Below are 10640 nucleotides of genomic sequence, written 5' to 3'. Positions count from 1 at the left end.
AGCCTCCTCCCCGATTCCTGCGGTGACCGCGAACGCACCGACGTGATCCACCGGCGCACCGTCCCCGGATGCAACAAAGTCGGCGATCGAGACATTCGGCCGCCCGTCGCGGCGCGCGATCTGCTGGCGCAAGCCATGCAGGGTGCCAATCTGCGTACTGCCGCTTTCGTCGAAGACGCGGATGTCGTCGCCGTCGCGCGCCGCGGGCCAGAAGCCGACGATGGCCGACGCCTGCACCCATTGCTCCTCGACGATCTGCTTCAGCATGGCCTGCGCATCGTTGAACAGCGAACGCGCGGCCTCACCGTATTTGTCGTCATGCAGGATCTGCGGATAGCGCCCGGTCAGCTCCCAGGTCGAGAAGAACGGCGTCCAGTCGATATAATCGACGAGCTTCGCTAATGGGTAATTCTCGAGGACGCGCGTGCCGATGAATTGCGGCTTCGGCGCAACCGGTACGGCCGGGTCCAGCGTCAGCGACTTGGCACGCGCATCGGCCAGCGTCAGCCGCTTCTTGTCGTCCTGCCCGCGGGCATGCGCAGCGGCGATCTGCGCATATTCCGCGCGCGTATTCTCGACATAGGTGGCGCGCCCATCCTTCGACATCAGCGATTGCGCGACGCCGACCGCGCGGCTCGCATCCGCCACATAGACCGCCTGCCCTTTCCGGTAATTCGGATGGATCTTCACCGCGGTATGAACGCGGCTCGTGGTGGCGCCGCCGATCAGCAGCGGCAGGTCGAAATTCTGCCGTTCCATCTCAGCCGCGACATGGCACATCTCGTCGAGCGAGGGCGTGATCAGGCCAGACAGCCCGATGATGTCGACCTGCTCCTGCCGCGCGGTTTCGAGGATCTTTGCCGCCGGCACCATGACGCCGAGGTCGATCACCTCGTAATTGTTGCACTGGAGCACGACGCCGACGATGTTCTTGCCGATGTCATGCACGTCGCCTTTCACCGTCGCGAGCAGCACCTTGCCGTTGGAATTGCTCTGGCCCTTGTCGTTCGCGGATTTCTCCGCCTCCATGAACGGCATCAGATAGGCGACCGCCTGCTTCATCACGCGCGCCGACTTGACCACTTGCGGCAGAAACATCTTGCCCGAGCCGAACAGGTCGCCGACGATGTTCATGCCGTCCATCAGCGGGCCTTCGATCACGTCGAGCGGACGGGTCGCGGCCTGCCGCGCCTCTTCGGTGTCCTCGGTGATGAAATCGGTGATGCCATGCACCAGCGCGTGCGAGAGGCGCTTGCCGACCGGCCAACTGCGCCAGGCAAGATCGGCCTCGCTCTTCTCGCGGGTCTGGCCGAAGAAGCGCTTGGCGATGTCGAGCAGGCGCTCGGCCGCATCCTCACGCCGGTTTAGCACCACGTCCTCGCAGGCCTCGCGCAGTTCGGGATCGAGGTCGTCATACACCGCCATCTGCGCGGCATTGACGATGCCCATGTCCATGCCGGCCTGGATGGCGTGATACAGGAACACCGAGTGCATCGCCTCGCGCACCCGCTCGTTGCCGCGGAACGAGAAAGAGAGATTGGAAACCCCGCCGGACACATGCGCGTGTGGCAGATTCTGGCGGATGAAGCCCGCGGCCTCGATGAAGGCGACGCCGTAATTGTTGTGTTCCTCGATGCCGGTCGCGACCGCGAAGATGTTCGGGTCGAAGATGATGTCTTCCGGCGGGAAGCCGACCTTGTTGACCAGGATGTCATAGGCACGCTGGCAGATCGCGGTCTTGCGCTCGATGGTGTCGGCCTGGCCCTTTTCGTCGAACGCCATGACCACCACCGCAGCGCCGTAGCGACGCACGATCATGGCGTGATGGATGAACGCCTCCTCGCCCTCCTTCAGCGAGATCGAGTTGACCACGCACTTGCCCTGCACGCATTTCAGGCCAGCCTCGATGACCTGGAACTTTGAGGAGTCGATCATGATTGGTACCCGCGCGATGTCGGGTTCGGCCGCGATCAGGTGCAGGAAGGTGGTCATGGCCTTCTCGGAATCGAGAAGCCCCTCGTCCATGTTGACGTCGATGATCTGGGCGCCGTTCTCCACCTGCTCGCGCGCGATGGCGAGGCCCGCCGTGTAGTCGCCCGCGGTGATCAGCTTGCGGAACTTGGCCGAGCCCGTGACATTCGTGCGCTCGCCGACATTCACAAACGGAATATCCGGCGTCAGTGTGAACGGCTCGAGACCCGACAGCCGCAGCCTGCGCTCGATCACCGGAATCGCGCGCGGCTTCCTGTCGGACACAGCCTGCGCGATCGCGCGCATGTGTTCGGGCGTCGTGCCGCAGCAGCCGCCGACAACGTTGACGAGACCCGAGGCGGCAAATTCGCCGAGGAGGCCCGCCATGTGCTCGGGGCTTTCGTCATAAAGGCCGAACTCGTTCGGCAGGCCCGCATTCGGATAGGCACAGATCAGCGTGTCGGCGACGCGCGACAGCTCGGCGATATGCGCGCGCATCTCCTTGGCGCCAAGCGCGCAATTGAGTCCCACCGAGAACGGTGTCGCATGGCGGATCGAATTCCAGAACGCTTCCGGCGTCTGGCCCGCGAGCATGCGCCCCGAGAGATCGGTGATGGTGCCGGAGATCATCACCGGGATCTTTTCGCCGCGCGCTTCTTCGAGCTCGGCGATCGCATAGAGCGCAGCCTTGGCGTTCAGGGTGTCGAAGATGGTCTCGACAAGCAGGATGTCGACGCCGCCTTCGAGCAGCGCCGCCGCCTGTTCGGCATAGGCCGCCTTGAGTTCGTCGAACGAGACCGCGCGGAAGCCGGGATTGTTCACGTCGGGCGAGATCGAGGCGGTGCGGTTGGTCGGCCCCATGGCACCGGCAACAAAGCGCGGCCGGCCGTCGCGCTTCGAGGCGACCTCCGCGGCCTCCCGCACGAGCTGCGCCGAGACGCGGTTCAGCTCGGGGACCAGGCTCTGCATGCCGTAATCGGCCTGCGCAATGACGGTCGACGAGAACGTGTTGGTCGAGACGATGTCGGCGCCGGCCTGGAAATAGGCGAGATGGATTTCGCGCACCGCATCGGGTTGCGTCAGCGACAACAGATCGTTGTTGCCGCGCACGTCATGCTGCCAATCCTTGAAGCGGGTGTTACGGAACGCCGCTTCGTCGAACTTGCGCTGCTGCAGCATCGTGCCCATGCCGCCGTCGAGCAGCAGGATACGGTCTGCGGCGAGAGTGCGGAGACGGGTTTCGACTTTGGAAACAGGTATGGCCATTTGCACTACTCGGTCCACTCCCCCCTTGCGGGGGAGGGATAGGGAGAGGGGTTAATCGCGAACAACGGCGCCAGTTCGCACGCCCCTCCCCGACCCTCCCCCACAAGGGGGGAGGGAGCAGAGCGGAGCACGTTGCGATCATCCGAGGTCACGCGGCTTCCTTCTGGGCGGGACGCAGACCCAGCATGTGGCAGATCGCGTAGACGAGATCGGCGCGGTTCATCGTGTAGAAGTGGAAATCGGTGACGCCGCGGTCGGCGAGGTTGAACACCTGCTCGGCCGCGATCGCGGCGGCGACCAGCTTGCGCGTCGACACATCCTCATCAAGCCCCTCGAAGCGCTCGGCAAGCCAGTTCGGGATGAAGGTGCCGCAGCGCTCGGCGAAGTTCTTGACCTGTTTGAAATTCAACACCGGCACGATGCCCGGCACGATCGGGATATCGATGCCGCGGGCGCGGACGCGGTCGACATAGTGGAAATAGAGATCGTTCTCGAAGAAGAACTGGGTGATCGCCCGCGTCGCGCCGGCATCGACCTTGGCCTGCAGCATGTCGAGATCGACATTGGCATGGCGCGAATCCGGATGCTTCTCGGGATAAGCGGAGACGGACACCTCGAAATCGCCGATGCGCTTGATGCCGGCGACGAGATCGGCGGCATTCTGATAGCCGCCGGGATGCGGCTCATAGCGCGCGCCGACGCCACCCGCCGGATCGCCGCGGAGCGCAACAATGTGCTTGACGCCGATATCGCGATAATTGCGGATCACCGCGTCCACCTCCTCGCGCGTGGCATCGACGCAGGTGAGATGGGCAGCGGGGACAAGCGAGGTTTCCTCGAGAATGCGTTTGACCGTCGCGTGCGTGCGCTCGCGCGTCGAACCGCCGGCGCCATAGGTCACCGACACGAAGTTCGGATTGAGCGGCGCGAGGCGTTCGATCGCTTCCCACAGCGAGCGCTCCATCTCCTCTGTCCTGGGCGGAAAGAATTCGAACGACACTCGCAGCGTCTTGCCGCGCGCATTGACCGTCCGGCTGACCCGGCTCACCGCATTGATGGTCATGCAACCTCCTGACGTCCGGCGATCTGCACACGCCGGTCCTGGGCAAGCCAGAGGGACACGGCGATCTTGCCTTCCGTGCCGCGTTCCGGCGCGATGCTCTTGTGCATGGTGAGATCAAGGCCTGCCGCAGCGAGCCATTGCGAAATGGTCTCCGGCGCAAAGCCGAGCCTGCGATGGGCATGCTCCTCGCGCAGAAATTCCAGTTCGTGCGGCGCGAAATCGACGATCAGCAACCGCCCGCCCGGCGCCAGCACGCGCGCGGCTTCACGGATCGCACGCGCGCCGTCGTCGAGATAATGCAGCACCTGATGGATAATGATGACGTCGAAGGAACCGCGCGGCACCGACAGATCGTAGATGTCGCCCTGCCGCACGCTGCAATGGCGCAAGCCCGCCCGCTCCAGACGCGCCCGCGCGAGCAGCAGCATGTCGAGCGACATGTCGATGCCAAGGCCGCGCTCGATCTGCGATCCGAACAATTCGAGCATCCGCCCGGTTCCGGTGCCGAGATCGAGCAGCGACCGGAATGGCCTGTCGCCCAGAGCCCTGACGATCGCCTGTTCGACGGCCTCGTCGGCGGCGTGCAGCTTGCGGATGCGGTCCCATTCGGCGGCATGTTCGCGGAAATAATTCTGCGCCGCTTCCGCGCGGGCCTCGCGGACCGCCGCGAGCCGCTCGCGGTCGCGCGCGACGATGGGGTCCGACGGATCGAGTTGCGCGACCAGCATGCGCACCACCTGCGCCGCATCGCCGGTCTCGGCGAGACGGAAGAAGGCCCAGGCCCCCTCGCGGTGGCGCTCGATCAGGTTTGCCTCGGACAGGAGCTTGAGATGGCGCGAAATGCGCGGCTGGGACTGGCGCAGGATCTCGGTGAGGTCGGAGACGGTCAGCTCGGCTTCCGCGAGCAGCGCAAGAATGCGCAGCCGGGTGCCCTCGGCCACCGCCCGCAGCGCATCGTGCATTGTCTCAAAAGCCAGAGGACCGGACATCGGATCCCGTCAAAAGCTGATTGATATAAGGATATCTTTATACGGTAATTTGGTGGGCGCAAGCCCACTTTGTGGGCTGCCGTTAACTTTTTGTGACCGTCGATGTCGCCTGAGGGGTCCGGAAACGCTGCGATGGAACGCGTTCCCGATTTGCCCTAAGTCCAATCCGATGACCGCAGACACAGATTTCGAACCCAAACCCCACGACATCAGGCCCGGTGAAGTCGCGACCGATCTGCCGGCCGCCTACGACGCCGGGCTTTATTTCATCGGGCGTATCCGCACGCCCTGGACCCGGCGGGAGGACTGCCCGAAGAACGCCGGCGAATCGGACACGGTCTGCACCATTGAGGTCGATCCGCACTACGCGGCGGCCCTGGACAAGGTCGAGACCTGCACCCACCTCATCGTGCTTTACTGGATGGACCGCGCGCGGCGTGATCTCGTGGTGCAGGTGCCCCGCCATTATGGCGAAGGCCGCGGCACCTTCGCCCTGCGCTCGCCGGTGCGGCCGAATCCGATCGCGCTGAGCGTCGTCAAACTCATCAAGGTCGAGGGCACGACGCTGCATGTGCAGAATATCGACTGCCTCAACAACACGCCGCTGATCGACATCAAGCCTTACTTTGCCTCGGTCGACGCCAAGCCCGACGCGACCGTCGGCTGGCACCGCGACCGCAAATAGAGATTGACCGTGCCATTCATTCACCCGCTCGTCCCCGCGAAAGCGGGGCCTCAGACAGAAAGTTCTGAATTGCCGCTTGCGCGGGAATGAATGGAGAATGTGTAACGCCGTAAACGCCCAGTCGGAGACTCCCATCATGCGCCTGCGTTCGTCCATCACGCGAGACGGTCTCGACCGCACGCCGCATCGCGCCTTCATGCGCGCCATGGGGCTCGACGACCAGGCGATCAGAAAGCCGATGATTGGCGTCGTCTCGATGAAGGGCGAAAACACGCCCTGCAACATGACGCATTACCCGCAGGTCGAATGGGCCAAACAGGGCGTCGAAGCCGCGGGCGGCACGCCGCGGGAATTCACCACCATCTCGGTGTCGGACGGCGTCGGAATGAATCACGAGGGGATGAAATTTTCGCTGGTCAGCCGCGAAGTGATCGCGGATTCCATCGAGGCCGTGGTGCAGGGACATGCCTATGACGGCCTCGTCGCCTTCGGCGGCTGCGACAAGACCCTGCCCGGCGCGATGATGGGCATGGTGCGCGTCAACGTGCCGTCCGTCTTCGTCTATGGCGGCGCGGCTTTGCCCGGCCGGTTCGGCGGACGCGATGTCACGGTGCTCGATTCCTATGAAGCGGTCGGCGCGGTGCAGACCGGGCAGATGGAAGAGAAGGCGCTGCAGCAGTTGGAGCGCGTGGCAATCCCCGCGATCGGCGCCTGCGCCGGGCAATTCACCGCCAACACCATGGCGATGGTTTCCGAAGCGCTCGGCCTCACCGTGCCGAATTCAGCGATGGTGCCGGGTGTCTATGCCGAGCGTTCGGCCATCGCGCAGCGTGCCGGTGAGATTGTGCTGGAGATTCTCAAGCGCGGCGGCCCGCTGCCCCGCGAGCTGGTTAGCCGCAAGTCGCTCGAGAATGCAGCGGCGATCGTTGCCGCGACCGGCGGCTCGACGAATGCAGCCCTGCACCTGCCGGCCATCGCCAACGAGGCCGGCATCGCCTTCACGCTCGACGATGTGGCCGCGGTGTTCGCGCGCACGCCCCTGATCGGCGATCTGCGTCCCGGCGGGCGCTTCCTTGCCAAGGACGTGCACGATATCGGCGGGGTTTCGATCATCATCCGCGAACTGATCCGCTCCGGTCATATGCATGGCGATGTGCTCACCGTCACCGGCCGCACGCTTGCGCAAGAGCATGCCGCCGCGCCCGATCCGGACGGCGAGATTGTGCGGCGCGCGGAGAAAGCAATCCGCCCCGATGGCGGACTCGCGGTTCTAAGAGGCAATCTCGCGCCGGACGGCGCGCTCCTGAAGGTCGCGGGGTTGAAGTCGCTGGTATTCGAAGGGACAGCGCGAGTCTTCGATGGCGAGGATGCCTGCACCGCGGCGGTGCGCAAGCGCGACTACAAGGCCGGCGAAGTCCTGATCATCCGCTACGAGGGACCGAAGGGCGGGCCCGGCATGCGCGAGATGCTCGGCACCACCGCGCTGATCTATGGCCAGCAGATGGGCGAGAAGGTCGCGCTTCTCACCGACGGCCGTTTTTCCGGCGCGACGCGCGGCATGTGCATTGGCCATATCGCGCCGGAGGCCGCGGCGGGCGGCCCGCTCGCTTTCGTTCAGAATGGCGACCGCATCCGGATCGACGGCAATGCGCGCACCATCGAGGTTTTGATCGATGATGCGGAGATGGCGCGGCGAAAGGCGGCGTGGACGCCGCCGAAACCGCGTCACGCTGCGGGCCTGCTTGCGAAATACGCGGCCCTTGTCGGCCAGGCCGACAAGGGCGCGGTGACGCATGCCGGCAATGTGGAGTGGCCGGAGGTATAAGCGAGGGCCGCACGCAGACAAAAAAGAGGCGGCGATCGCTCGCCGCCTCGGCTCGCTTTAGCTTGGCGTGAGGGCCTCACTCCATCGGCGCGACGATCTTCGGATGCTTCAGCACCGAGGCGTCGAGCTTCTTCGATACCTGCTTGGCGTCGGCATAAACATCGAACATCGCCTGGATGCCCTCGAAGTTCGGCGCCGCGCCCGGCTCACGCGCGAAGTCGTTGGGCTTCAGGAGATAGGTGTCGAGCACCGGGATCGGTGCCTTCATCACCTCCGACACCACCTTCATTGTCTCGTCGCGATTGGCCACCGCCATCTTCATGCCGGCGGTCAGGTCCTTCACATAGGCAGTCGCGAGTTCAGGATTCTTGTCGACGAAATCCTTCCGGCAGGCTTCGAGGATGTGCACGATGTTTGGCACGGCTTCCGACAAGGAGAACAGCTTGCGGGTACCGCCCTTGGCTTCCGCACGCGCGGCGAAGGGCTGGTTCATGTTGACCGCATCGACGCGGCCGGACCGCAGCGCGTCTTCCGACAATGCGAAGCCGACCTCGACCAGCTTGATGTCCTTTGCCGGATCAAGCCCGGCCTTGCGCAGCATCACTTCCATCGGGCCCTGGATGCCCGAGCCGAGGACGTTGATGCCAACCGTCTTGCCCTTGAGATCGGCCACGGTCTTGATCGGCGAGTCGTCCTTCACCGCCCAATAGACCGAGAAGCTGCCCGGCCGTTCGCCCACATGCTGGGCGACCACATAGACGTTGAGGTTGCCGGTCGCCATGCCCTGCGCGATCGGCAGCACGCCCTGGGTCGCGCAGTCGAGCGCGCCGGCCTGCAGCGCCGCAGCCATCGGCGAAGTGCCCTGGAATTGCGACCATTCGATCTTGTAGGTCTTGCCCAGATTGGTGAACTTTTCCGGGCGCTTCATCATCCAGTATTTGGCTTCCTCGGCGGGGATGGTCCATCCGACCCTGATGGTCGGAATGTTTTGCGCGGAGGCCGTCCCGGCGACCGCGATGGCGCTCAGCGCCAGACCCAACTGGGCAACACGACGAAGCATATTCTGTATCCTTCTTTGGACGAGGCAAAAGACCGGAGACTGGCGCCGGTACCCCACGGGGGCATGGAACGATGCTTTGCCGCCCCTCTGCAAGCTCAGATCTGCGCCGCGGCCAGTATAAAGCGTGTGCGGCCACGGGTCACGGCGCCTGGTCGGCCGCAATCCGACGCGGTTTTTCGGCAAGTTCGCCTCAATTTTACCGATCCCTCAAATCCGGCCGAAAGACCCTTGCTCTAAAGGTGTCCGGGAGGGGTCGGAATTGTGAGGGAACGCTTCGGCGATCTCGCACTTAGTTACTGTCGAGAGTTCAAACCAAGTCCGGAAGACTTCGCATTGGGGGATGCGGAAGACCGGCAGAAAGTGAACGCCATGTCCAGGCCAGTGCTTGTTCTGAGCGCCGTTACCGCCGCTCTCCTTCTCCCCCAAGCTCCTGCCGCCGCTCAATCCTATGCCGATCCTTCATTCCAGGCGCCGCCGGCCTTCGCCCGCGTCGCGCCTCAGGTCGAGGACGAGGCCGATTATGGACGCGCCACCGGAGTGCCGGCACACCTGCGCCGTCAGATCGTTTCGTATCCGAGCCATGAGGCCCCGGGCACGATCGTGGTCGATACTCCCAACACGTATCTCTATTACGTGCTCGGCAATGGCAAGGCGGTGCGGTACGGCATCGGTGTTGGCCGTGACGGCTTCCGATGGTCGGGAACCCAGCGTGTCGTGCGCAAGGCGGAATGGCCGGACTGGCATCCGCCGGCAGAGATGGTCGCACGCCAGCCTTATCTGCCCCGCTTCATGGCCGGCGGCCCGAGCAACCCACTGGGCGCACGCGCGCTCTATCTCGGCAATTCTATCTATCGCATCCACGGCACCAATTCGCCGTCGACAATCGGCGGGCGCGTATCATCTGGATGCATTCGCATGCTGAACGATGACGTCATCGATCTTTATGCGCGCGCCAAGGTGGGCACCAAGGTCGTCGTCCTTCCGGATGGCGGTCGCCGGCTCCAGGACGTTGTCGAAAAGCCTGCACCGCGCCTCGCGCGCCGAACAGCGAAACGTGTGCCGCAACATTCGGTCGCGGTTTCGGTCGCGGCGCAGGTCCAGGAGCCTGCGCAAGCTGCGCCAACGCCGACGTCCACTTCCCCGGATCGCGTCTCGGTAACCCAGCCATCAGCGCAGGCGACCATCTACTTCTGAGACAGCAACCCGCGCTTAATCCTCCGCCGCCCGGCTATCCCGGGCGGCGTTTTTGTGCGCGACTTCAGAAAAGCGGTTCTTTCAAGACGCGCCGCGCGAGCGATACAAGCCGCGGACGCGAAGCTTTTTAAAATATTTTTCATTACGTCATTTGACGCACTGCGCAGGGCACTCTCGCTACTTCACTACCAACATCGCGCTACGTCGCTACCGGCCGTCGTTACGGAGCTACCGTGCGATTGCTTGCACGCAACAGCGCAGTTGCGAACCGGCAACGGGCGTGCCGCGAACAGATGCTTCGAAGACACGCTTGAAAAATTTCCCGCCTCATTGGTGACACTAATCCACTCAACTTTCCGCGACCGCTCGCCAACGAACAAGAGACAACGCGAGCGAGTCTGTTGCGTACACGCGGTGAGATCGCGTGAGTGAGTGAGTGAGGGGTGTCATGAGAATGATGTCGCGGCGTATGGCGACCAGGCACTCGGGCGTTTTCGACGCTGACGCGCACAATTCTCACATGGTCATCAGCCTGATCGGCCGTCCATGTGCGCGGCGACACACAACGCTGGCCGTTTCTCACAAAA

At 63.9% G+C, this 10640-nt stretch carries 7 protein-coding genes; 3 read left to right on the top strand and 4 right to left on the bottom strand.

Going from position 1 to position 10640, the window contains the following annotated elements; translation table 11 throughout:
- The 3 genes from metH to VN004_RS04295 form a co-directional block, all read right to left on the bottom strand.
- On the bottom strand, positions 1 to 3237 hold a 3237-nt coding region (metH, locus tag VN004_RS04305; RefSeq protein ID WP_325607366.1), incomplete at its 3' end, for a methionine synthase.
- Positions 3238 to 3385: 148 nt separating this feature from the next.
- Complete coding sequence (gene metF, locus VN004_RS04300) at positions 3386 to 4300, bottom strand: methylenetetrahydrofolate reductase [NAD(P)H] (RefSeq protein WP_325607364.1); 915 nt, start codon at positions 4298 to 4300, stop codon at positions 3386 to 3388.
- A complete protein-coding gene (locus VN004_RS04295; RefSeq protein WP_325607362.1) occupies positions 4297 to 5262 on the bottom strand; it encodes a metalloregulator ArsR/SmtB family transcription factor in 966 nt (321 codons plus the stop codon). The genes metF and VN004_RS04295 overlap by 4 nt, the downstream gene beginning before the upstream one ends.
- 196 nt (positions 5263 to 5458) lie before the next feature.
- Here VN004_RS04295 and tsaA point away from each other — a divergent pair, with 196 nt between their 5' ends.
- Both tsaA and ilvD read left to right on the top strand, forming a co-directional pair.
- On the top strand, positions 5459 to 5974 hold the full coding sequence (gene tsaA, locus VN004_RS04290; protein WP_325607359.1) for a tRNA (N6-threonylcarbamoyladenosine(37)-N6)-methyltransferase TrmO: 516 nt from the start codon (positions 5459 to 5461) through the stop codon (positions 5972 to 5974).
- A gap of 133 nt (positions 5975 to 6107) precedes the next feature.
- Positions 6108 to 7799, top strand: a complete 1692-nt coding sequence (gene ilvD / locus VN004_RS04285; protein WP_325607368.1) for a dihydroxy-acid dehydratase — start codon at positions 6108 to 6110, stop codon at positions 7797 to 7799.
- 76 nt (positions 7800 to 7875) lie between these two features.
- Here ilvD and VN004_RS04280 read toward each other — a convergent pair whose 3' ends face one another.
- Positions 7876 to 8859 carry an ABC transporter substrate-binding protein gene (locus VN004_RS04280; RefSeq protein ID WP_325607357.1) on the bottom strand — a complete coding sequence of 328 codons (984 nt, stop codon included), beginning with the start codon at positions 8857 to 8859 and terminating at the stop codon, positions 7876 to 7878.
- A gap of 369 nt (positions 8860 to 9228) precedes the next feature.
- Between VN004_RS04280 and VN004_RS04275 the strand changes: the two genes are divergently transcribed.
- A complete protein-coding gene (locus tag VN004_RS04275; RefSeq protein ID WP_325607355.1) occupies positions 9229 to 10053 on the top strand; it encodes a L,D-transpeptidase in 825 nt (274 codons plus the stop codon).
- Positions 10054 to 10640: the final 587 nt, after the last annotated feature.

Origin of the sequence: Pseudorhodoplanes sp. (genome assembly GCF_035565855.1) — a bacterium.
Lineage (GTDB): Bacteria > Pseudomonadota > Alphaproteobacteria > Rhizobiales > Xanthobacteraceae > Pseudorhodoplanes.
The sequence above is the reverse complement of the archived record's forward strand: the minus strand, read 5'-3'. Positions and strand labels throughout refer to the sequence as shown.

Coding starts and splice junctions, on each gene's coding strand:
- metF (WP_325607364.1), bottom strand. CDS start 4,300: ATGACCATCAATGCGGTGAGCCGGGTCAGCCGGACGGTCAATGCGCGC.
- VN004_RS04295 (WP_325607362.1), bottom strand. CDS start 5,262: ATGCACGATGCGCTGCGGGCGGTGGCCGAGGGCACCCGGCTGCGCATT.
- tsaA (WP_325607359.1), top strand. CDS start 5,459: ATGACCGCAGACACAGATTTCGAACCCAAACCCCACGACATCAGGCCC.
- VN004_RS04280 (WP_325607357.1), bottom strand. CDS start 8,859: ATGCTTCGTCGTGTTGCCCAGTTGGGTCTGGCGCTGAGCGCCATCGCG.
- VN004_RS04275 (WP_325607355.1), top strand. CDS start 9,229: ATGTCCAGGCCAGTGCTTGTTCTGAGCGCCGTTACCGCCGCTCTCCTT.